Annotated in this window: 22 protein-coding genes; 7 read left to right on the forward strand and 15 right to left on the reverse strand. The window is 72.7% G+C overall.

Translation table 11 applies throughout. The features are described from left to right. The first annotated feature begins 92 nt into the window (after window positions 1-92). A complete protein-coding gene (locus ACFYO5_RS18425) occupies window positions 93-479 on the forward strand; it encodes an STAS domain-containing protein (RefSeq protein ID WP_388709745.1) in 387 nt (128 codons plus the stop codon). Here ACFYO5_RS18425 and ACFYO5_RS18430 read toward each other — a convergent pair. Together ACFYO5_RS18430 and ACFYO5_RS18435 are read right to left on the reverse strand one after the other, a co-directional pair. Next, window positions 363-1,379, reverse strand: coding sequence for a sigma-70 family RNA polymerase sigma factor (locus ACFYO5_RS18430; protein WP_388709747.1), 1,017 nt, complete (start codon window positions 1,377-1,379; stop codon window positions 363-365). The genes ACFYO5_RS18425 and ACFYO5_RS18430 overlap by 117 nt on opposite strands. Window positions 1,380-1,563: 184 nt before the next feature. After that, window positions 1,564-2,850 (reverse strand): MFS transporter, encoded by a 1,287-nt coding sequence (locus ACFYO5_RS18435; RefSeq protein WP_388709749.1) that lies wholly within the window; start codon window positions 2,848-2,850, stop codon window positions 1,564-1,566. 63 nt (window positions 2,851-2,913) lie between these two features. Between ACFYO5_RS18435 and ACFYO5_RS18440 the strand changes: the two genes are divergently transcribed. Continuing rightward, window positions 2,914-3,864, forward strand: a complete 951-nt coding sequence (locus ACFYO5_RS18440; RefSeq protein WP_356560170.1) for a LysR substrate-binding domain-containing protein — start codon at window positions 2,914-2,916, stop codon at window positions 3,862-3,864. Between the two features lie 55 nt (window positions 3,865-3,919). Here ACFYO5_RS18440 and ACFYO5_RS18445 read toward each other — a convergent pair whose 3' ends face one another. Next, window positions 3,920-4,681, reverse strand: a complete 762-nt coding sequence (locus ACFYO5_RS18445) for an alpha/beta hydrolase family protein (protein WP_388709751.1) — start codon at window positions 4,679-4,681, stop codon at window positions 3,920-3,922. Between the two features lie 113 nt (window positions 4,682-4,794). Here ACFYO5_RS18445 and ACFYO5_RS18450 point away from each other — a divergent pair, with 113 nt between their 5' ends. Both ACFYO5_RS18450 and ACFYO5_RS18455 read left to right on the forward strand, forming a co-directional pair. Further along, window positions 4,795-5,958 (forward strand): adenosine deaminase, encoded by a 1,164-nt coding sequence (locus ACFYO5_RS18450; RefSeq protein ID WP_388709753.1) that lies wholly within the window; start codon window positions 4,795-4,797, stop codon window positions 5,956-5,958. A 134-nt stretch (window positions 5,959-6,092) separates the two neighbouring features. Next, on the forward strand, window positions 6,093-6,446 hold the full coding sequence (locus ACFYO5_RS18455; RefSeq protein WP_388709755.1) for an ATP-binding protein: 354 nt from the start codon (window positions 6,093-6,095) through the stop codon (window positions 6,444-6,446). 69 nt (window positions 6,447-6,515) lie between these two features. Here ACFYO5_RS18455 and ACFYO5_RS18460 read toward each other — a convergent pair whose 3' ends face one another. The 5 genes from ACFYO5_RS18460 to afsQ1 form a co-directional block, all read right to left on the reverse strand. After that, entirely contained in the window at window positions 6,516-6,719 is a 204-nt protein-coding gene (locus ACFYO5_RS18460) for a PspC domain-containing protein (protein ID WP_388709757.1), read from the reverse strand. 94 nt (window positions 6,720-6,813) lie between these two features. Beyond that, window positions 6,814-7,362, reverse strand: a complete 549-nt coding sequence (locus ACFYO5_RS18465; RefSeq protein WP_388709759.1) for a VanZ family protein — start codon at window positions 7,360-7,362, stop codon at window positions 6,814-6,816. 80 nt (window positions 7,363-7,442) lie between these two features. Then, entirely contained in the window at window positions 7,443-8,054 is a 612-nt protein-coding gene (locus tag ACFYO5_RS18470) for a hypothetical protein (protein WP_388709761.1), read from the reverse strand. Beyond that, window positions 8,051-9,607 (reverse strand): ATP-binding protein, encoded by a 1,557-nt coding sequence (locus tag ACFYO5_RS18475; RefSeq protein ID WP_388709763.1) that lies wholly within the window; start codon window positions 9,605-9,607, stop codon window positions 8,051-8,053. Before ACFYO5_RS18475 ends, ACFYO5_RS18470 begins: the two co-directional genes overlap by 4 nt. Then, window positions 9,604-10,281: a two-component system response regulator AfsQ1 gene (gene afsQ1, locus ACFYO5_RS18480; protein ID WP_356560162.1), complete on the reverse strand. Its 678-nt coding sequence runs from the start codon at window positions 10,279-10,281 to the stop codon at window positions 9,604-9,606. Before afsQ1 ends, ACFYO5_RS18475 begins: the two co-directional genes overlap by 4 nt. A 906-nt stretch (window positions 10,282-11,187) precedes the next feature. Between afsQ1 and ACFYO5_RS18485 the strand changes: the two genes are divergently transcribed. Further along, entirely contained in the window at window positions 11,188-11,973 is a 786-nt protein-coding gene (locus tag ACFYO5_RS18485; RefSeq protein WP_388709766.1) for a SigE family RNA polymerase sigma factor, read from the forward strand. Between the two features lie 340 nt (window positions 11,974-12,313). On the opposite strand, the gene ACFYO5_RS18490 is transcribed toward ACFYO5_RS18485, so the two are convergent. After that, window positions 12,314-13,030 carry a uridine kinase gene (locus ACFYO5_RS18490; protein ID WP_388709768.1) on the reverse strand — a complete coding sequence of 239 codons (717 nt, stop codon included), beginning with the start codon at window positions 13,028-13,030 and terminating at the stop codon, window positions 12,314-12,316. 59 nt (window positions 13,031-13,089) lie between these two features. On the opposite strand from ACFYO5_RS18490, the gene ACFYO5_RS18495 reads away from it, so the two are divergent. Next, complete coding sequence (locus tag ACFYO5_RS18495; RefSeq protein ID WP_356560159.1) at window positions 13,090-13,500, forward strand: hypothetical protein; 411 nt, start codon at window positions 13,090-13,092, stop codon at window positions 13,498-13,500. A 99-nt stretch (window positions 13,501-13,599) separates the two neighbouring features. On the opposite strand, the gene ACFYO5_RS18500 is transcribed toward ACFYO5_RS18495, so the two are convergent. From ACFYO5_RS18500 to deoC, 3 genes are read right to left on the reverse strand one after another with little or no spacing between them, the layout of a single operon-like run. Then, on the reverse strand, window positions 13,600-14,508 hold the full coding sequence (locus ACFYO5_RS18500) for an aldehyde dehydrogenase family protein (RefSeq protein WP_356560158.1): 909 nt from the start codon (window positions 14,506-14,508) through the stop codon (window positions 13,600-13,602). After that, complete coding sequence (locus tag ACFYO5_RS18505) at window positions 14,509-15,966, reverse strand: aldehyde dehydrogenase family protein (RefSeq protein WP_356560157.1); 1,458 nt, start codon at window positions 15,964-15,966, stop codon at window positions 14,509-14,511. Window positions 15,967-15,971: 5 nt separating this feature from the next. Then, on the reverse strand, window positions 15,972-16,934 hold the full coding sequence (gene deoC / locus ACFYO5_RS18510) for a deoxyribose-phosphate aldolase (RefSeq protein WP_388710415.1): 963 nt from the start codon (window positions 16,932-16,934) through the stop codon (window positions 15,972-15,974). Between the two features lie 172 nt (window positions 16,935-17,106). Here deoC and ACFYO5_RS18515 point away from each other — a divergent pair, with 172 nt between their 5' ends. Beyond that, a complete protein-coding gene (locus ACFYO5_RS18515) occupies window positions 17,107-17,814 on the forward strand; it encodes a PH domain-containing protein (RefSeq protein WP_388709771.1) in 708 nt (235 codons plus the stop codon). A gap of 575 nt (window positions 17,815-18,389) precedes the next feature. Here the strand turns inward: ACFYO5_RS18515 and ACFYO5_RS18520 are convergent. The 3 genes from ACFYO5_RS18520 to ACFYO5_RS18530 form a co-directional block, all read right to left on the reverse strand. Next, entirely contained in the window at window positions 18,390-20,021 is a 1,632-nt protein-coding gene (locus ACFYO5_RS18520; RefSeq protein ID WP_388709773.1) for a phospho-sugar mutase, read from the reverse strand. Window positions 20,022-20,227: 206 nt separating this feature from the next. Next, window positions 20,228-21,064, reverse strand: a complete 837-nt coding sequence (locus tag ACFYO5_RS18525; RefSeq protein ID WP_388709775.1) for a purine-nucleoside phosphorylase — start codon at window positions 21,062-21,064, stop codon at window positions 20,228-20,230. 109 nt (window positions 21,065-21,173) lie between these two features. Continuing rightward, window positions 21,174-21,611 (reverse strand): gamma-glutamylcyclotransferase, encoded by a 438-nt coding sequence (locus ACFYO5_RS18530; RefSeq protein ID WP_356560153.1) that lies wholly within the window; start codon window positions 21,609-21,611, stop codon window positions 21,174-21,176. Window positions 21,612-21,644: the final 33 nt, after the last annotated feature.

Consider the following 21,644-nt stretch of genomic DNA (forward strand, 5'->3'; position numbering starts at 1 on the left):
CCTCCGTGTCCTCTCGCCAGGCAGCAGACGCCAGTGTGCATTTGCCTAAAGGCTTTAGGCAAATGGGCGCGTGACTCACCGACGCGGCGACGATGAGTTACGCGAACCCCGCCGGTCTACCCCTCGTGGACGCGACGACACCCCCCGTACTCACCCTGACCGGCCCCCTCACCCGCGACCGGGTGGGGGGACTCTGCGACGACCTGCGAAGACTGCTGGAGGGCGCCGGGGGCGCGGTGGTCGTCTGCGATGCGGCGCGGCTCGGGACACCGGGGCTGACGGCCGTCGATCTGCTGGCCCGGCTCCGGCTGACCGCCGGCCGGGGCGGCGGACACATACGCCTGCGCGCCCCCGACCCGGCGCTACTGGCCCTGCTCGACCTGGTCGGGCTCCGCTTCGAGGTGGAGGGGAACCCCGAACAGCGGGAACCATCGCTCGGTGTCGAGGAAGAAGTGGAATCCGGTGAGGCGGCCGTCTGAGATCTCCAGCACCTGCACCGCCCAGGGCATGTGACCGCCGTTCTCCGGGTCCGGCTTGTACTGCGCGAAACCCGGCAGACCGTTGACCTGGACCGGCAACAGACGCGAACCCTCGCAGGCCGAGCCGAACGTGGTCATGAAGCCCGCGATGTCGTCGTGGCCGGTGAGCCACAGGTCGAACGGCGGCATCGTCATGACGGCGTCCTCGTGCAGGAGCGCCGTCAGCGCCGACATGTCGTACCCCTCGAAGGCCGCCACATAGCGCTCCAGGAGCTTCTGCTGCTCCTCGTCCAGCGGATCGGAGACGGCCGCGTCCGCGCCGGAGTCGGCGCGCTCCGCCAGGGTCGCGCGAGCCCGCTGGAGAGCGCTGTTCACCGAGGCGACCGAGGTCTCCAGCAGCTCGGCGACCTCGCTCGCCCGCCATGCCAGCACTTCGCGCAGGATCAGCACGGCCCGCTGCTTGGGCGGCAGTTGCTGGAGCGCGGCCATGAACGCCAGCCGCACCGACTCCTTGGCGACGGCCGCCTCCGCCGGGTCCTCCACCGTGGGCAGCACGCGCGCGTCGGGCATGGGCTCCAGCCAGGTGTTGTCAGGGCGGGGGGAGAGCGCCGCCCTGGCGAGCGGGGTGGACTCGGAGAGGTCCATCGGACGGGCGCGCTTGTTGCCCGCGTTCAGCATGTCCAGGCAGACGTTGGTCGCGATGCGGTAGAGCCAGGACCGCAGGCTGGAACGGCCCTCGAACCGGTCGTAGCTCCGCCAGGCGCGCACCAGGGTGTCCTGCACCGCGTCCTCCGCCTCGAAGGAGGATCCGAGCATGCGGTAGCAGTACCCCGTCAGCTCGACCCGGTGCTTCTCCAGCCTGGCGTCGAGGTCTTCCCTCGTCGCCGTACTGTCGCTCATCGTCGTCCACCCACCCCTGTGGCCGTTCTGTCACGCGTCTGTGCGCCCCAGTACTTCGGAAGCTACCGCAGCCCACTGACAATGGCCCCCCGAGTCGGTGAAACCGCAGGTGGGAAAAGGGCGGTGAGGTGCCCCCGACAGGAGTGGTGAGGCGCCCCGGAGGGGCGGTCGGGGAGGTGGGACCTCAGTGCGCGGCGACCAGCGGCCGCCGGCGCGCCGCCCGCGTCCCGAACACCGTGATCGTCACGACGCCGAGCACCGCCAGGACGCCCACACCGACCGTCGCGGCCCAGCCGCCCGCGTGGAACGCCGTCGCGCCCACCGTGCTGCCCGCGCTGGCGCCGATGTAGTACGCGGACTGGTAGAGCGCCGAGGCCTGCGCGCGGCCGGTCGTCGCCGTCCTGCTGACCGCCGAGGACGCCACCGCGTGCCCCGCGAAGAAGCCCGCCGTGATCAGCACCAGGCCCAGCAGGACCAGGGGGAGCGAGTCGGCGAGGGAGACCAGCAGACCCGTGGCCGTGGTGCCGCCCGCCAGATACAGGGCCCCGCGCCGGCCCAGGCGGCCCACCAGCCGGCCCGCGGTCGACGCGGACACCGTGCCCACCAGGTAGACCAGGAAGATCGAGCCGACGATGCCCTGCGGCAGCGAGAACGGCGCCTCGGTCAGCCGGTAGCCGATCACCGTGTACACGCCGCCGAAGACGGTCATGAACAGCGCGCCGATCGCGTACAGGCGGCACAGCAGCGGGTCGGCCAGGTGATCGCGGACCGTACGGGCCAGCACCCGCGGACGCAGGGAACCGGGCGTGAAGTGCCGCGGCGCCGGCAGCAGCAGACGGAACGCGACCGCGCAGGCCACCGCCACCGCGCCGATCACACCGACCGCGACCCGCCAGCCCCACTCCTGCGCGACCCAGCCGGTGATGACCCGGCCGCTCATCCCGCCGACGCTGTTGCCCGCCACGAACAGGCCGATCGCCGTGACCAGCGCCCGCGGCCGGACCTCCTCCGCGAGATAGGCCGTGGCGGACGCCGGCAGACCGGCCAGCGCCGCGCCCTGTAGACCCCGCAGCACCACCAGGGAGCCCAGCGACGGCGCGAAGGGGACCAGCACCCCCACGCCCACCGCGACCGCCAGCGAGCCGGTCATCACCGCACGGCGGCCGTAACGCTCCGACAGGGCGCTCATCGGCAGCACGAACAGGGCCAGCCCACCGGTCGCCGCCGCCACCGTCCAGCTCGCGTCGCTCGCCGCGACGCCGAACTCGCCGGAGATCAGCGGCAGCAGCGCCTGCGTGGAGTACAGCAGGGCGAAGGTCGCCACCCCCGCCAGGAAGAGCGCGAAGCTCATCCGGCGGTAACCGGGACCGCCCGGAGCCATCAGGGAGTCGGAGGAGGAGGGGGAGGCGGCGACGGGAGCGGTCGGGACGGCGCCCACGGTGGTGGACGCCCCGGTACTTGCGGGAGACATGCCTCGAACCTAGGGACCGCCCCGCTCATCCGTCCAATGCATGGAATCGCCATAATCGTTCCCATGGCGCATCAGCACAGGTCACAGGGGAAGCTGTCACCGTCCGGTGACACAGAAGACATCGTCACACTGCTCGCACCGCGGCTCGCGTACTTCGCCGGCGTCGCCCGCACCGAGCACGTCACGCGGGCCGCCCAGGAGATGCAGGTCCCGCAGTCGACCCTGTCGCGGGCCATGGTCCGCCTCGAACAGGACCTGGGCGTCGACCTCTTCGCCCGCCGCGGCCGCACCGTCTCCCTCACCCCCGCCGGCCGCACCTTCCTCACCTCCGTCGAACGCGCCCTCGCCGAGGTCGAGCGCGCCGCCGACGAGGTGCGCGCCGACGCCGACGCGGCCACCGGCAAGGTCGCCTTCGGCTTCCTGCACACCATGGGCGCCGAGACCGTCCCCGGCCTGATCCACGCCTTCCGCGCCGACCACCCCCGCGTCCGCTTCAGCCTCGTCCAGAACTACGGCGAAGCCATGCTGGAGCGGCTGCGCACGGGCGAACTCGACCTGTGCCTGACCTCTCCCGTCCCGGACGCCCCCGACCTCGTCGGCCGCCGCCTCGACGAACAGAAACTGCGCCTGGTGGTCCCCGCCGACCACCGGCTCGCCGCCCGTCGGCGCGTCCGCCTCGCCGAGGCCGCCGAGGAGACCTTCGTGACCCTGGAACCCGGCTACGGCCTGCGGCGCATCACCGACGACCTCTGCCAGGAGGCCGGCTTCCGGCCGCGGATCGCCTTCGAGGGCGAGGAGGCGGAAACGCTGCGCGGTCTGGTCGCCGCGGGCCTCGGCGTGGCCCTGCTCCCGCCCCCCGCCGTCCCCCGTCCGGGCGTGGTCGAACTGACGGTGACGGCGCCGCGGGCGGCCCGCGAGATCGGCGTCGCCTGGCTGGACGGCCACCCGGACACACCCCCGGTGGCGGCCTTCAAGAAGTTCCTGCTGTCGAAGAGGGGCAATCTGCTGCCGTGAGGAGCGGGACCGCCGCGCGGCCGCGCGCCTCCGGGCGCTCCCCCGGCCCGGCCGCCTACCGCCGCAACGACCGCCCGAACCCCGAAGCCAACGGCATCCGCAACCCCAGGGGCGGCGGAGCGGCGAACGCGTCCTCGACCGGCCGCGAGAACACCTTGCCGAACAGCGCCCCCATCACGAAGTCCTCGCACAGGCACAGCACTTCGGCCCGATGCTGGTGCAACCCGTGCCCGTCGGAGTGCACTTCGAACCGGCACACGTCCCGGTTGGCCTTCTTGGCCCGCGCCGCCAGCCGGAACGACAGCTCCGGATCGGTCCGTTCGTCATTGGTGCCGTGCACGAGCAGCACCCGCCGCCCCACCAGCTGCTTCACCGGTTCGGGCGGCACCGCCGCCTCCTCCTCCGGCAGCCAGGGGGCGACCGCCAGAACGGAGTTGACGGCGTCGTGGCCGCCCGCGCGCAGTGCAGCCCGCCCGCCCATGTCGACGCCGACCAGACACACGGGAACGTCCCCGTAGCGCCGTACGATCTCGTCGGCGGCCCAGGAGGCGTCGGCGGCCGGGTGGGCCTCGCCGCCGTTCCAGCCGCGGTAGCGGTACCGCACGGCATGCACCGCCAGGCCCTCCGGCCGCCCGGCGCGCGCGAGTACGCGCCCGAGACCACGGACGGCGGCGCTTCGCCACAGCAGGGAGGGTCTGCGGTCGGAGACCTCCTCGCCGCCGGGGAGCAGCAGCACCACCCCGTTCACCGCCCGCGGCTCCGGACCGATGACCCTCTCCAGCCTGGCCGACCGAAGCGGCGTCGCTTGCTGTCCCATGACAGAACAGTGTCAGAAGCGTCGGTGTACTCCACCCGGCCGTGCGGTCACCGTTGCGTATCGACCGAGTGGCCCGCCGAGCGATCTACGCGCGTAGGAGTTACAGTGCCGAAATGACGAGCCAGAGCATCCAGAAGGGCGCCGCCCCCAGCCCGGAGCAGATCCTCCGGGCGCCCAAGGTTCTGCTGCACGACCATCTCGACGGCGGGCTGCGGCCCGGCACGATCGTCGACCTGGCCCGGGACGCCGGGTACACCCGCCTCCCCGAGACCGACCCCGACAAGCTCGGGCTCTGGTTCCGGGAGGCCGCCGACTCCGGTTCCCTGGAACGGTACTTGGAGACCTTCTCGCACACCGTCGGCGTCATGCAGACGCGCGAGGCGCTGGTGCGGGTCGCCCGCGAGTGCGCCGAGGACCTGGCCGAGGACGGTGTCGTCTACGCCGAGGTGCGGTACGCGCCCGAACAGCACCTCGACGGCGGACTCACCCTCGAGGAGGTCGTCGAGGCCGTCAACGAGGGCTTCCGGGAGGGCGAGCGGCTGGCCCGCGCGAACGGCCACCGGATCCGCGTCGGCGCCCTGCTCACCGCGATGCGGCACGCCGCCCGCGCGCTGGAGATCGCCGAACTCGCCAACCGCCACCGCGACCTGGGCGTGGTCGGCTTCGACATCGCCGGCGCCGAGGCGGGCTATCCGCCCACCCGCCATCTCGACGCCTTCGAGTACCTCAAGCGCGAGAACAACCACTTCACCATCCACGCCGGCGAGGCCTTCGGCCTGCCGTCCATCTGGCAGGCCCTCCAGTGGTGCGGCGCCGACCGGCTCGGCCACGGCGTCCGCATCATCGACGACATCGAGATCGCCGAGGACGGTTCGGTGAAGCTCGGGCGCCTCGCCTCGTACGTCCGCGACAAGCGCATCCCGCTGGAGCTGTGCCCCAGCTCCAACCTCCAGACCGGGGCGGCCACGTCGTACGCCGAGCATCCGATCGGACTGCTGCGGCGGCTGCACTTCCGGGCCACGGTGAACACCGACAACCGGCTGATGTCCGGTACCAGCATGAGCCGGGAATTCGAGCACCTTGTCGAAGCGTTCGCTTATACGCTCGACGATCTGCAATGGTTCTCTGTCAATGCTATGAAGTCAGCATTCATTCCTTTCGATGAACGACTTGCCATGATCAATGACGTGATCAAGCCGGGCTACGCGGAACTGAAGTCCGAATGGCTGTTCCAGCAGGCCGCCTCCACCAGGGGTTCTGTCGGCGAAGAGGGCTGAACGCCCGACAATTCGGGGCTTCGGAAGCGGACGGGTCTTCACGATCCGTCCGCATTTCGATGTTTGCGGTGACCGGCGTTCCGTGTTTACGGTCATGGACCGCTCAGTTCCCCGTATTCGAGGACGCATTCATCATGAAGCAGTCTGCTGTCAAGACCCTCGGTGTCGCCGCCCTCGGCGCCGCCTTCGCCGCCGCCGGTGCGGGCGCCGCCAACGCCGCCCCGGCCGTCCCGGACGCCGCCCAGACGCTGGACGGTGTCACCAGGACCCTGCCGGCGGAGAACGTCGCCCAGGCACTGCCGGGCGCCGGAGACGCCCTGGCGCAGGCCCAGCCGGCGGTCGGCGCGGGTCTGGCCGCCGTCCAGCCGGTCGTCGGGCAACTGCTCGCCGAAGGCCCCACCGCCCCCGTCGCGGGTCTGCTCGGCGGCCTGCCGCTGCAGGGCCTGCCCACGCACGGGCTGCCGGTGAACGGCCTCCCGATCGGCTGAACCAGCCCTGCCCGCACGCCGTTGGGGCGCGCCCTTTCCTCCGGGCGCGCCCCAACGGCGTGCGCGCGTTCACCAGGCCGTGCGGGCCTTGCCCTCGGAGGGTAGGAAGATCCACAGGGCTAGGTAGAGCAGGAACTGCGGGCCCGGCAGGAGGCAGGACAGCAGGAAGATCACCCGCATGGTCGTGGCGGACGTACCGAAGCGGCGGGCCAGCGCGGCGCACACTCCGCCGATCATGCGGCCGTTGGTCGGTCGGACGAGGCTGCTGGACATCTGCGGCTCCTTCGAGCGTCGGTCCGGGGCGGCCCCTGGTCGGCTGCCCCCTCTGACGACCACGCTACGGAGACGAAGCGGATGAAACGTCGCTCTACGGGGCGATCCCGACCCTGGGAATCGTCGGGGTCAGACCCTGAGCCGGCTCCTCCGGGTCCACCGTACGGGGCTCCCGCCGCTCGCCGCGGTGACGCAGCCAGGCCCGTGCCGCCGGGACGAGCGCGGAGTGCGCGAAAGCCACGCCCGCCGCGTTCAGAAGCACCGAGTCGATGTCGACCACGCGGCCGGGGACGCCCGTCTGGAGCAGGGCGATCGCCAGGGACAGCAGGGCGCCCGCGGTGACCGTGCGGACCAGCGAGGCCAGCGGCGAGGCGCTCAGTCTGCCGTGGGCCAGGGGAAGGAGGACCCCCAGGGGGGCCAGCAGGGCGAGGTCCTCGCCGATGCGGCGGGCCGCCTGCGGCCAGCCCAGTCTCAGGTCCGCGCGGATGCCGGCGAGGGGATGCGCGTTGGTGGGCATCACCCAGGGCACGTCCAGTGGACGCAGCGTGAGCCAGGCCACGAACACCAGATGTGCGACCAGGAGGACACTCCCGGCCGCACGGACGCGGATCACGGCGCTGCCGCCGATGCCTTGACGCTGCACGCTCCCCTAGACGCCGGGGGCGGCGGGATCGGTTCCGGGGTGAGCCGGGGTGAGAGGGGAGGCGTGCGTCACGCCCTGCGTCAGTTGTCCGTGACGTCCGTCGACGGCGGTTCCGCCGAGCCCGGCCGGGAGCGGACCTCGTCGGTGCACTCGTAACGGCGCGGCCGTTCGGGCACCGGGCCGCCCAGGACCACCGAGCCGTCGCCCTCCGCAGCCGCCGAGTCCGAGAAGGTGCAGACCAGTTGGGCCAGCGCGTACGACGTGAGGCCGCCGGGGGAGGCGCTCAGGCGCAGGGTGTCGTCGGGGTCCTTGGGGGCCGGGCCGCTCACCTTGATGTCGCCGCGTACGTCGGTGGTGTAGCCGGCCTCCTTCTCGGCGGCGGACGGGGACTCGGCCAGTTCGTCCAGGAGGCCCTGGGCCACCAGGACGCGGCGCGCGGAGTCGACCGTACCCTCGGGAACCCGTACGGCGCGGTCCACGGCCACCAGGGACGAGCCGCACAGCAGGAAGACCTGGACCGCGACGCCCCTCGGGCTCTGGGTCGCCGCCCCCGGCTCGGCGAGGGAGCAGCGCACCCGGGACGGTGCGGGGCCGAAGTCGGTCGGTACCTCCGTGGCGCGGATCCCGCAGCCGGTGAGCAGTCCGGCGAGCAGGGGAAGGGCGAGCAGACGGCGTGCACGGCCCCGCTTCATGAGGCGTCCCCCTTGTCCTTCTCGGACTGTTCCGCCAGTTCGGACGCGTCCCGCGGCAGGTGCAGGGTGAACACCGCCCCACCGTCGGGAGAGTTGGCGGCGGTGATCCTGCCGCCGTGGATGTGGGCGTTCTCCAGGGCGATGGAGAGGCCCAGGCCGCTGCCCTCGGAGCGGGGGCGGGAGGCGCTCGCCTTGTAGAAGCGGTCGAAGACGTGCGGGAGGACGTCCTCGGGGATGCCGGGGCCGTGGTCGCGGACGGCGATGACCACCTCGTCGGCCGACTCGCGGATCGAGACGCGGACCGGCGAGCCGCCGTGCTTGAGCGCGTTGCCGATCAGGTTGGCCATGATCACGTCCAGGCGGCGCGGGTCGAGGCGGGCGTGGATGCCGCGGTCGGAGTCCAGCTCGACCGCGTCGAGCCAGGCGCGGGCGTCGATGCAGTGGGTGATCTGGTCGGCGACCTCGACGTCGTCCAGGACCAGGCGGGCCGTCCCGGCGTCGAAGCGGGTGACCTCCATCAGGTTCTCGACGAGGTCGCCGAGCCGCCGGGTCTCGCTGACGACGAGGCGGACCGCCGGTTCGATCATCGGGTCGATGCTGCCCGACTCCGCGTCCAGTTCCTCCTCCAGCACCTCGGTGACGGCGGTGATCGCGGTGAGGGGGGTGCGCAGTTCGTGGCTCATGTCCGCCACGAAGCGGCGGGACGCGTCGTCGCGGCCCGCCATGTCCGCGACCCGCTTCTCCAGGGCCTCGGCCGTCCTGTTGAACGTGCGGGCGAGATCGGCCAGTTCGTCCGTCCCCGACACCTGGAGCCGCGTGTCCAGCTTGCCCTCGCCGAGACTCCGGGCGGCCACCCCCAGGCGGTGCACCGGCTTCAGCACGGTCGTGGCGGCCGCCTGCGCGAGCAGCGCGGCGCCGATCAGCGCGAGGCCCGTGGCGATCCCCAGCGACCAGGCGAGGGAGTTGAGGTCCTTCGCCTCCGGTTCGAGCGACTTGCGCATGTACCCGGTCGGGCCGCCGCCGATCACCTTCGTCCCGGCCACCAGGTACGGCGTGCCGTGGTCGACGACCCGCTGCCAGTACAGGTGGTACGGGGACCGGTTGCCGGAGGCGGTGTCCTGTTCCTTGTTGACCGCCGTGCGCAGGGACTCGGGCACGTCGTCCAGGGAGAAGCCGTTGAGACCACCGGAGTTGCCGTACACGGTGGTGCCGACGGAGTCGGCGCCCACGAGCAGCACGCTGAAGCGCTGACTGCTGTTCGCCATCTGCCCGGCCGTGTGCTGGAGTTCGTCCTGCGAGGGATGCTCGGGCAAGGAGCCAGCCCGGTTCTGCATCTCCTGTTCGAAGTCCCGCAGCACCGCGCCCTGGGTGCGGGTGAGGACCGCCTCGCGGTTGAGCCAGTACGCGATCCCCGACGCGGACACCGCGGCGGTCAGCGCCACCGCCCCGAAGACCACGACGAGCCGCAGCCGCAGGCTGGTGAAACGCAGCCGTGAGAGATGTCCCCTGCGCGCCGCGGACAGGCCGCGACCCTCCTGTTGCCCTTGCGTCACTGAGGCGTGTCCAGGCGGTAGCCGACGCCGCGCACGGTACGGATGAGCGTGGGGGAGGACGGGATGTCCTCGACCTTGGCGCGCAGACGCTGGACACACGCGTCCACCAGCCGGGAGTCACCCAGGTAGTCGTGCTCCCAGACCAGCCGCAGCAACTGCTGCCGGGACAGGGCCTGGCCCGGGCGCCGGCTCAGCTCCAGCAGCAGCCGCAGCTCGGTCGGGGTGAGCTGGAGGTCCTCACCGTTCTTCGTCACCGTCATCGCGGCGCGGTCGATGACGAGGCTGCCGAAGGCCGCGGCGTCGTTCGACTCGCGCTCCCCGCGCCGCAGCACGGCCCGGATCCGGGCGTCCAGCACCCGCCCCTGCACCGGCTTGACGACGTAGTCGTCGGCGCCGGACTCCAGGCCGACCACCACGTCGATGTCGTCGTTGCGCGCGGTGAGGAGAATGATCGGCAGCTGGTCGGTGCGCCGGATACGACGGCACACCTCGAACCCGTCGATGCCGGGCAGCATCACGTCCAGCACGATCAGATCCGGCCGCTGCTCGCGCAGCAGCTTCAGACCGTCCTCACCGCTCGCAGCGGTCGCCACCCGGTGTCCCTGGCGCGTCAGTGAGAGCTCCAGGGCCGTACGGATGGCGTCGTCGTCCTCGATCAGCAACAGGGAAGGCACGGCCTCATTCTGGCCCATGGAGGGCCTGTCGTTCGACCCGTGGGTCCGGTCTCCGGCACCAGAGGTGTGTGGTTTCCGTGGCGGACACCGTGAGCAGGGGCCGGCAGGCGTCCGGTGAACGCCGGTGCGAAGGCCCGGTCCCGGACCGGTCGGCACCCCGCGGACCCGTCCGTCGGGTGGGTTCACCGCGTCCTCGCGGGGGCGCGGAGCGCGGTGTCCGGCCAGGTCGCGGGGGCCGGGCCGGCCCTCGCCGCCCGGCCGAGGACGGCCGGCCGACCCGTGCGGCGGTCCACGGAGGGAAGCCGACGGAAGCCAAGGAAGGCCAAGGAAAGCCGAGGGAGGCGCAGGGCCGCGGAGGAGCGCACCGTTCTCGTCGCGGCCGCCCGGATCGGGGCCGTCGTCGGCCGGGTGGGCGGCCGCGGAGGTTCGGGGAGATCGCGGCAGGCGGGATGCGCGCGGTCCGGTGGACGCCGGCAACGGCCGGGCACCCAGGTCCGCCCCGCGGCCCGGCAGTGTTCTCTCACGGCGCGGGCCCAGGACGCGCGGCCGGGTGTAAGTCACCACGGCGCGGTCGGCGCCTCGATGCCCTGACGGAGGCCGGTACGGCCGCGAGCCCCCGGCGCCGCTGCCCGCCCGGCCCCCCTGCGGGCAGCGGCGCCGGCGTGACGGGGTCGACGTACGCGGCCCGGTTCGGCGTTTCGCGCGAGGTGGGACAGCACGGCTACCGGCAACGCCTGTGAACCGTCTGTGGTGTCGCCGTCACGGGCCCCTGTGACAGGTCTGTGACAGTCGACGGACACGGCGATGAAGTGGCGTGGGCAAGCTTCTCGGCACGGGCGGGGGAGCAGGACGCCGGGCCCGGAACGACAGACCGAAACACCGCAAGTCCACGACGGGGGGCGCGAGATGAGCACGCTGCACAGCCTGAACACCAGCGCAGTGATCACGCGCCTGCACGACGTCAACCGGGGTTCGGAGAAGTCCGGTGCCGACGGGGGGACCTCCCGCCCGAGCGCGTTCGAGCGTGGGGGAGCGCGGGGGTGCGCCCGCGGCGCGGGGCGTCAGCACACCGGGATCATGACGGTGGTCGACGCCCGCACGGGGGAGACGCCCGCCGCGGCGGTCGGGGGAGCCGCGTACAGGGAGGACACGGGGGAGCGCCGCTCGCTGTCGGAGGCGGAGTTCACCGCCTACGTCCAGGAGCGCCGCGCCTCCCTGTACGCCACCGCCTACCACCTCACCGGTGACCGCTTCGAGGCCGAGGACCTGTTGCAGAGCGCGCTGTTCTCGACGTACCGGGCGTGGGAGCGGATCAGTGACAAGGCGGCCGTCGGCGGATACCTCCGGCGGACGATGACGAACCTGCACATCAGCGCGTGGCGCCGCCGCAAGCTGAACGAGTACCCGACCGAGGAGCTGCCGGAGACGGCGGGTGACACGGACGCGATGCGCGGCACCGAACTGCGCACGGTCCTGTGGCAGGCGTTGACCCGGCTGCCCGAACTCCAGCGGACGATGCTGGTCCTGCGGTACTACGAGGGCCGCACCGACCCGGAGATCGCGGACATCCTCGGCATCAGTGTCGGCACGGTGAAGTCCAGCATCTGGCGGTCGCTCCGCCGGCTGCGGGAGGACGAGGTCCTCAGCTTCGGCCGTGCCGAGGAAGACGCCTTCGGCGAGTTGGTCGCCTGAGGCGAACGGGGGATCCGGCTTCCGCTCAGGGAGGCCGGGGCACGGGGGAGCGGTACCGGGCGGTCCTGACGGGGGACGTCGGGGAGCGAGCGGTACCGCGCACGTGCACGGGGGAGCACCACCGGGGGGGAAACCGGGGGAAGCGGGGGGAGCACCACCGGGGAGCGGGGCTGGAGGGCCGGGGGGTCCGTCCGGTCCCGCTTTCCCGTGTGTCCGGGCTGGTGCGTCCGGCAGCGGGCGTCCGACAGCGTGTGTCCGAGCGCGGGCGTCCGGCAGCGGGCGTCCGGGCGTGGGCGGACGAGCGCCCGTGCCCGCCGCTACGCCGCCGTGGGAGCCGTGGCTACGCCGCCGTGGGAGCCGTGGGAACCGTGGGGACGGGTCGGTCGGCCGCCGCGGACGCGAGGCGGGCCAGCGCCTCGTCGCGGTCGCAGGCGTGCGCGCCGAGCCCGGTCTGCCGGGCCACGATCGAGCGTTCGGCGCGCATCAGGCGCCAGCCGCGGCGCAGCAGGAGCGGCACCGACTTGCGGCCCTCCCTGAGATCCCGCAGGAAACGGCGGCGGAACGTCTTCACCGGGCCCCGGCTCAGGCACAGGGCGTCGGCCAGGACGCCCAGTTCCCGGCAGCGGCCGACGATCTCCGCGGCGAAGATGCCCTCCGCGATGAACAGCGGGGTCCGCCCGATCCGGACGCTCTCCTCGCCGGTGCGCGCGCTCAGCGAGATGTCGTACACGGGCACCTGCGTACGGCCCGTGCGGCACAGGTCGACGATGGCGGCGACGGCCGTGTCCGCGTCCCAGGAGCCGGGGTCGTCCCAGTCGATGTCGGAGCCTCCCGCGACCAGCGGCAGCGTCGGGTCGTTGCCCTCCTTGTAGAAGTCGTCGAGGCGCAGCACCGGAAGGCCGGAGCGGGCCGCGAGGAGGGACTTGCCGGAGCCGGAAGGGCCGCAGAGCAGCACGACTCGCGTGGGTACGGGCGGATGGGGACTCACGGGACACCAGTGTGAGGCATCGGCCGGGCCGGTCACGACCCCGCGGGTCGGCTTTGCAGCGCGCGTCACACCGCAACTACCCTTCGTGCTGATCCGATTACCCTGTGCGGCAGAAGGTGGCAGCGACAATGTCCCGACACGACTCCTCCTCCAACCCGACCGGTCGGCGTGCGCTGGCCGTCCTCGCGACGGCCGGTGTGGCCCTGGGGGCGGGTGCGTCGGCCGCCGCCGCGGCCGACACCCAGCCCGTCCTCGACGTGGTCCGCACGCGCCCCACGTCCGTCGGCCGGATCGACCCGCAGTCCGGCGTCCAGGGCGCGCTCGCCTCGCTGCCGTACGTCACCGGGGCCGTCTCCAGCCTCAAGCCCAACCCGCTGGCGGGCACCGGCGTCGACCCCCTCGACAACGGCGTCGGCACCCAGCTCGCCGACTTCCAGCCGCTCACCTCGACGGCCCTGACGGGGCCTGTGGCGCAGGCGCAGTCGATCGGGTCCATCCCGGTGCTGGGGCAGGTGACGGGGCTGCTGGGCGGCCGCTGAGGGACATGGCGGAGGGCCGCGGCCTCCCCGGACGGGGAGAGGCCGCGGCCCTCCGGCCTGCCGGGACGGCTCGGCGGCCCCCGGTCGGTTCCGCGGGGCTCAGTAGGACGAGCCGGACGCGCCCAGCGAACCCGTCGGGTGCCAGACCGTCTTCGTCTCCAGGAAGGCGGTCATGCGGTCGGTGCCGGGCGTCGCCCACCAGTCGTCCACAGGCTGTGGACGCAGGACGCGCTTGAGGTTGTCGGCCGCCGCGACCTCCAGCTCCTTCGCCAGCACGTCGTCGGCGCCGGCCAGGTCGATCGCGTTGACGTCCTGGTGGGCGGCCAGCGGCGCCGCGATCTCCGCCGTACGGCCCGACAGGACGTTGACCACGCCGCCGGGCAGGTCGGAGGTGGCCAGCACCTCGCCCAGGGACAGGGCCGGGAGCGGGGACCTCTCGCTCGCGACGACGATCGCCGTGTTGCCCGTGGCGATGACCGGGGCGACCACCGAGACCAGGCCCAGGAACGACGACTCCTGCGGGGCGAGGATCGTGACGACGCCCGTCGGCTCCGGGGAGGACAGGTTGAAGTACGGGCCGGCGACCGGGTTGCCGCCGCCCACGACCTGGGCGATCTTGTCGGTCCAGCCCGCGTACCAGACCCAGCGGTCGATGGTGGCCTCGACCAGCTCGTTGGCCTTCGCCTTCGACAGGCCCTCGGCGTCCGCGACCTCGTGGACGAACTGGCTCTTGCGGCCCTCCAGCATCTCGGCGACGCGGTAGAGGATCTGGCCCCGGTTGTAGGCCGTCGCGCCGGACCACGCGCCGAACGCCTTGCGCGCGGCCACGACCGCGTCACGGGCGTCCTTGCGGGAGGAGAGCGGCGCGTTCGCCAGCCACTTGCCCTTGGAGTCCGTCACCTCGTACACCCGGCCGCTCTCGGAACGCGGGAACTTCCCGCCGACGTACAGCTTGTAGGTCTTGAAGACGCTCAGACGCTGCTGCTCGGACTTGTCGACTCTGCTCATTTATCGCTCGCCCTCCGGGCTCGTCGGGGCGAGGTACGCCTCCAGGCCGTGGCGGCCGCCCTCGCGGCCGAAGCCCGACTCCTTGTAGCCGCCGAACGGCGAGGTGGGGTCGAACTTGTTGAACGTGTTGGACCAGACGACACCGGCCCGCAGCCTGCCCGCCACCGCCAGGATCCGGGAACCCTTCTCCGTCCAGATGCCCGCCGACAGGCCGTACGGCGTGTTGTTGGCCTTGGCGACGGCCTCGTCCGGGGTGCGGAAGGTGAGGACCGACAGCACCGGGCCGAAGATCTCGTCGCGGGCCACGGTGTGCGCCTGGGTGACGTTGGTGAACAGCGTCGGGGCGAACCAGTAGCCGGACGTGGGGAGTTCGCACTCCGGGGACCACCGGTCGGCGCCCTCCGCCTCGCCCTGATCCACCAGCGTGGTGATGCGCGCGAGCTGCTCGGCGGAGTTGATGGCGCCGATGTCGGTGTTCTTGTCCAGCGGGTCGCCCAGGCGCAGGGTGGAGAGCCGGCGCTTCAGGGAGTCCAGCAGCTCGTCGTGGATCGACTCCTGCACCAGCAGGCGCGAGCCCGCGCAGCAGACCTGGCCCTGGTTGAAGAAGATGCCGCTGACGATGCCCTCGACGGCCTGGTCGATCGGGGCGTCGTCGAAGACGATGTTCGCGCCCTTGCCGCCCAGTTCGAGCGTGAGCTTCTTGCGGGTGCCCGCGACCGTCCTCGCGATCTCCTTGCCCACGGCGGTGGAACCGGTGAAGGCGACCTTGTCCACGTCCGGGTGCGCGACCAGCGCCGCGCCCGCGTCTCCGTAGCCGGGAAGGATGTTGACGACGCCCTTGGGCAGGCCCGCCTGACGGCAGATGTCGGCGAAGAAGAGAGCCGACAGGGGGGTCGTCTCGGCGGGCTTGAGGACCACCGTGTTGCCCGTGGCCAGCGCCGGGGCGATCTTCCACGCCAGCATCAGCAGGGGGAAGTTCCAGGGGATGACCTGGCCCGCCACGCCGAGAGGCCTGGGGTTCGCGCCGAAGCCGGCGTGGTCGAGCTTGTCGGCCCAGCCCGCGTAGTAGAAGAAGTGCGCGGCGACCAGGGGGAGGTCCGCGTCGCGGGTCTCCCTGATGGGCTTGCCGTTGTCCAGCGTCTCCAGGACGGCCAGCTCACGGCTGCGCTCCTGGATGATCCGGGCGATGCGGAACAGGTACTTCGCGCGCTCCGAGCCGGGCAGCGCCGACCACTTCTCGAACGCCTTGCGGGCCGCCCGTACGGCGCGGTCGACGTCCTCGGTGCCGGCCCGGGCGATCTCCGACAGCACCTCCTCGGTCGACGGGGACACCGTCTTGAAGACCTTGCCGTCGGCGGCCTCGGTGAACTCGCCGTCGATGAACAGGCCGTAGGAGGGCGCGATGTCGACGACGGAGCGGGACTCGGGCGCCGGTGCGTACTCGAACAGAGAAGCCATGGTGATCAGTCCACCGTCACGTAGTCGGGGCCGGAGTAGCGGCCGGTGGCCAGCTTCTGACGCTGCATCAGCAGGTCGTTCAGCAGCGAGGAGGCGCCGAAGCGGAACCAGTGGTTGTCCAGCCAGTCCTCGCCCACGGTCTCGTTGACCAGGACGAGGAACTTGACGGCGTCCTTCGTCGTACGGATGCCGCCGGCCGGCTTCACACCGACCTGCACGCCGGTCTGCGCGCGGAAGTCGCGGACGGCCTCCAGCATCAGGAGGGTGTTCGCGGGCGTCGCGTTCACCGCGACCTTGCCGGTGGAGGTCTTGATGAAGTCCGCCCCGGCGAGCATGCCGAGCCAGCTGGCGCGGCGGATGTTGTCGTACGTCGACAGTTCGCCCGTCTCGAAGATGACCTTCAGGCGGGCGCTCGTGCCGCAGGCCTCCTTCACGGCGGTGATCTCGTCGTACACCTTCAGGTACTTGCCCGCGAGGAACGCGCCGCGGTCGATGACCATGTCGATCTCGTCGGCGCCCGCGGCGACGGCGTCGCGCACGTCCGCCAGCTTCACGGGGAGTGCGGCGCGGCCCGCCGGGAAGGCGGTGGCGACGGACGCGACCTTGACGGACGAGCCGGCGACCGCCTCCTTCGCGGAGGCGACCATGTCCGGATACACGCAGACCGCGGCGGTCGACGGGGTCGTACGGTCGGTCGGGTCGGGGTGGACCGCCTTCGCGCCGAGCGCCCGGACCTTGCCCGGGGTGTCCGCGCCTTCCAGCGTCGTCAGGTCGACCATCGAGATGGCGAGGTCGATGGCGTACGCCTTCGCGGTCGTCTTGATGGAACGGGTGCCGAGGGCTGCGGCGCGCGCCTCCAGGCCGACCGTGTCGACGCCGGGGAGCCCGTGGAGGAAGCGGCGCAGCGTGGTGTCGGACGAGGTGACGTCCGGGAGAGGGGGCGCCGCGGTGGGTGCGTTGGTGGGCATGGTCACCAGACGAGCATATCTACGCGCGTAGCGGGTGTACAGCCCTCGGAAGTTCCCGGGCAGGGCCGGGCACCCGCCACGGGGTGGCGGTGGGGGTGCGGCTGCGCGGTCGGCGCGGGTGCGGGTGGGGGCGTCGGAGGAGGCCGTTCGGGGGGTCGGGCAGAATCGGGGTATGACGAGTTCGGATGAGCAGGGGTCTGTGCCGGGGGCCGGGATCAAGGACCGGGCGTACCGGTCGCCCGCGGGGATGGCCGGTGGGGTGCTGCTGCTCGGCCTGGTCGGCTGGCTGGGGATCGACGCCATCGTGGCCGGGGAGGGGCGGACGCCCTGGCTGGCGCTCGCCGCGCTGATCCTGCTGGTGCCGTTGGTCGTCGCCTTCACGCTGCGGCCGGCCGTGTTCGCCGGTGACGACCGGCTGCGGGTCCGCAACCCGTTCCGGGTCGTCGTGCTGCCCTGGGGGCAGGTCGCCTCACTGCGGTCGGCCTACTCCAACGAGGTCGTCGCCGAGTCCGGGCAGAAGTTCCAGCTCTGGTCGATCCCGGTCTCGCTGCGGGCGCGCAAGCGGGCCGCCCGGCAGCAGGACCGCCTCGCGGCGGACCAGGCCGCCGAGCGCGAAGGGCGGCCGCGCCGCAGGCGCGGTGGCTTCGGGGGCCCCGCCGGGTTCGGGGGCGGGCTGTCCTCGCACGGGGGCGTGGACCTTCCCGAGGGGCCCTCGCGCGCCGAGGCCGACAAAGCCATGGACGAGCTGCGGAATCTGTGGGAGATACGGCAGAAGGAAGAGGCGGCACAGGGCGAGGTGACCGTGCGGTGGGCCTGGGAGATCATGGGGCCGGCCGCCGCGGGGGCGCTGCTGCTGGCGATCCTGGTGGCCGTGGGATGACCACGGCCTCGGGGACACCGCGCGCCTGACGGTGCCGGACGCCGGGTCCGGCGTTCTCGCCGCGGCTCCCCTCGCCCCGAGTCCCGGTTGACGTTCCGGCGGCCGGGACTCGGTCGGTCTCCATGCCGGCGTTCGGAGCCGGTCGGTCTCCCCACGCCGGCGTCCCGAACCCGGTCGGCCTCCACGCCTGCGGATGCGAGCCCGGCCGGACGACCGGGACGGGCTCAGATGGCGAGGTCGGCGCGGCCGGTCGTACGGGGTTGTGGGGCGTCGTGTCGGACGGTCGGGGCGGGTTTCGGCCGGCGCGGTGCGGTTGGCTCGACCGGCGGTTCCGGGGTGCGGTCGGTCCGAGCAGGGCTCTGGCACGCGGCTCTCGTGGCGCGCACGACCGCATCGGGGTGTGGGGACCGAAGGAGGGCAGGCTTTCCGGCCTCTCCGGCCTCCGGGCCTTCCGCCCTTCGGGGTCTCTCCGGTCTCCCGGCCTCCCCGGTCTTCCGGGTGTTCCGCCCTCCCCGGCCTCCGGCAGGATCACCCGAAGGGGTGCCACCGTCCGGTGGCACCCCTGTGCGCGCGGGTCAGATGCCGGCCGCTGCCGACAGGTCCCGCTTCACGGCCGTGAGCAGTTCGGCCGCGCGGGCGTGGGCCGCCGGGAGGCCGTCGGGCGAGTCGACCGGCACCACGACCTCCAGGTAGCACTTCAGCTTCGGCTCGGTGCCGCTGGGCCGTACGACCACGCGGGCGCCGTCGAGCGTGTAGCGCAGCCCGTCGGTGGGTGGCAGCCTGTCCGTGCCCTTGGACAGGTCCTCGGCACGGGTGATCGCCATCCCGGCCAGCTCGGTCGGGGGCTTCTCGCGCAGCCGCTCCATCGCACGGGCGATGACCGTCAGGTCCTCCACGCGCACCGACAGCTGGTCGGTGGCGTGCAGCCCGTGCTCGACGGCGAGGTCGTCGAGCAGGTCGAGCAGTGTGCGGCCCCGCTCCTTCAGCTCGGAGGCCAGCTCCGTGACGAGGAGGGCGGCGGTGATGCCGTCCTTGTCGCGCACGCCGTCGGGGTCGACGCAGTAGCCGAGGGCCTCCTCGTAGCCGTAGCGCAGGCCGTCGACGCGGGCGATCCACTTGAAGCCGGTGAGGGTCTCCTCGTACGGCAGTCCGGCCTTCTCGGCGATCCGGCCGAGGAGGGAGGAGGAGACGATCGACTCGGCGAACGTCCCGCGCGCTCCACGGCTCACCAGATGCGCGGCGAGCAGGGCGCCGACCTCGTCGCCGCGCAGCATCCGCCACACCTCGCCGTCCCTGACGGCCACGGCACACCGGTCGGCGTCCGGGTCGTTGGCGATGACCAGGTCCGGGTCGGTCTCGCGGGCCTTCGCGAACGCGAGGTCCATCGCGCCGGGCTCCTCCGGGTTGGGGAACGCGACGGTGGGGAAGTCCGGGTCGGGCTCGGCCTGCTCGGCGACCAGGACCGGCTCGGGGAACCCCGCGCGGGCGAAGGCGGCCAGCAGCACGTCCTTGCCGACGCCGTGCATCGCCGTGTAGACGACGCGCGCGGTGCGCGGGGAGCCGGCGGCGAGAACCGCGTCCGTACGGGCCAGGTAGGCGTCGAGGACGGTGTCGTCCAGGATCTCCCAGCCGCCGTCCGGGCGGGGCACGTCCTCCAGCGAGCGGATCGCGTCGATCTGGGCGGCGATCTCCGCGTCGGCGGGCGGGACGATCTGCGAACCGTCGCCCAGGTAGACCTTGTAGCCGTTGTCGCGGGGCGGGTTGTGGCTGGCGGTGACCTCCACGCCGGCGACCGCGCCCAGCTCCCTTATGGCGTACGCGAGGACCGGTGTCGGCAGCGGGCGCGGGAGGACCGCCGCGCGCAGGCCCGCGCCCGTCATCACGGCGGCCGTGTCGCGGGCGAAGGCCTCCGACTTGTGGCGGGCGTCGTAGCCGATGACGACGAGGCCGTCGTGGCTGCCCTGCTCACGGAGGTACGCGGCGAGTCCGGCGGCGGCCCGGATCACGACGGCGCGGTTCATGCGCATGGGGCCCGCGCCGAGTTCGCCGCGCAGCCCGGCGGTGCCGAACTGGAGGGTGCCGGTGAAGCGGGCGGTGAGTTCGGCGACGTCCCCGGCGGCGAGGAGGGCCGCGAGTTCCTCGCGGGTCTCGGGGTCGGGGTCCTCGGCGAGCCAGGTGCGGGCCCGAGCGATCAGGTCGTCGTGCACGGGTGGTCAACCTCTCGAGTCGTACGTGAGTTGTCTCGCCCCCGGCCCCCGTTCCGCCGCCTTCGTCCCGGCGTCGGGGACGCGCCCCGGCCCCCGCTTCGGCCCGGAACGCCGGGACCCCGGGGCACGGCCCCGGGAGGCGGTCGCTTCCGGGGCCGAAGCGGGTGAGCAGGGGTCCGGGGTCCGGGCGCGAGGGGCGGTGCGCCCTACAGGCGGTCGAGAACCTGGGTCAGCAGGGCGCCCATGCGGGTCGCGGAGTCGCGGCCGGCCTGGAGGACCTCCTCGTGGTTCAGCGGCTCGCCGGTCATCCCCGCGGCGAGGTTGGTCACGAGGGAGATGCCCAGCACCTCGGCCCCGGCCTCCCGCGCCGCGATGGCCTCCAGCACCGTGGACATGCCGACGAGGTCGGCCCCGATCACCCGGGCCATCCGGATCTCGGCCGGCGTCTCGTAGTGCGGGCCGGGGAACTGGGCGTAGACGCCCTCCTCCAGCGTGGCGTCGATCTCCTTGCACAGCGCCCGCAGCCGCGGCGAGTACAGGTCCGTCAGGTCGACGAAGTTCGCGCCGATGATCGGGGAGGTCGCGGTGAGGTTGATGTGGTCGCTGATCAGCACCGGCTGGCCGGGGCGCATGCCCTCGCGCAGCCCTCCGCAGCCGTTGGTCAGCACGATCGTCTTGCTGCCGGCCGCCACCGCCGTACGGACGCCGTGGGCCACGGCGGCCACCCCGCGGCCCTCGTAGTAGTGCGTGCGGCCCAGGAAGACCAGGGCGCGCTTCTCGCCGATCCGGTACGAGCGGATCCTGCCGCCGTGGCCCTCGACCGCCGGCGGCGGGAATCCGGGCAGCTCGGTGACTCCGAACTCCGCGTCGGGTACGCCCAGGGCGTCCACGGCCGGTGCCCAGCCGGAGCCCATCACGAGGGCGACGTCGTGGGTCTCGGCGCCCGTCAGCTCGCGCAGGCGCGCGGCTGCGGCGTCGGCGGCGGCCCTGGGGTCATGGGGGGTGGCGCCCTGGATGTCGTCCGGGAGAAGAGATGCGTTCACGCGATGAGGGTAGCCGGTCTCGGCCTACGCGCGTAGATGACGGAGCCCACGGGATGGCGATCGTTGTCTTGTCGTTTCCGACAAGGACGGGACGAAAGGGACCGAGGCCTCAGCAGGGGCGCTTGCGCAGCTCCATGACGTAGTCGTGCGGCGCGCCCGCCGACTCCGCCGCGTCGGCGATCTCGCCCAGGTAACGGGCGGAGGGCAGCCCGCCCTCGTAGCCGTCGAGGACGTACAGCCAGCTCTGCTCCTCGCCCTCCAGGGTGTGCACCCGCACCCGCATCCGGCGGTAGATGCCGAGGCCCACGCCCTCCCACCGGTCCAGCGACTCCTCGTCCGGCGGCGCCAGGTCGTACAGGGCGACGAAGACCTGGGAGAGGGGGTCCTCCACGATGGTCGCGAGCGCGCCCTCCCAGCCCAGCTGCTCACCCCCGAACGTCAGCCGCCACCCGTTCAGCCAGCCGGTGGCGCGCAGCGGCGAGTGCGGAGCGCGGCGGGACATCAGCCGCGAGTCGAGGTTGCCGGCGTACGCGGCGTAGAGCGACATGCGACGAGCCTACGGCAGCCGGTGCGCACGTCA

This window comes from Streptomyces sp. NPDC006259 (genome assembly GCF_042870975.1).
Classification (GTDB): Bacteria; Actinomycetota; Actinomycetes; order Streptomycetales; family Streptomycetaceae; genus Streptomyces.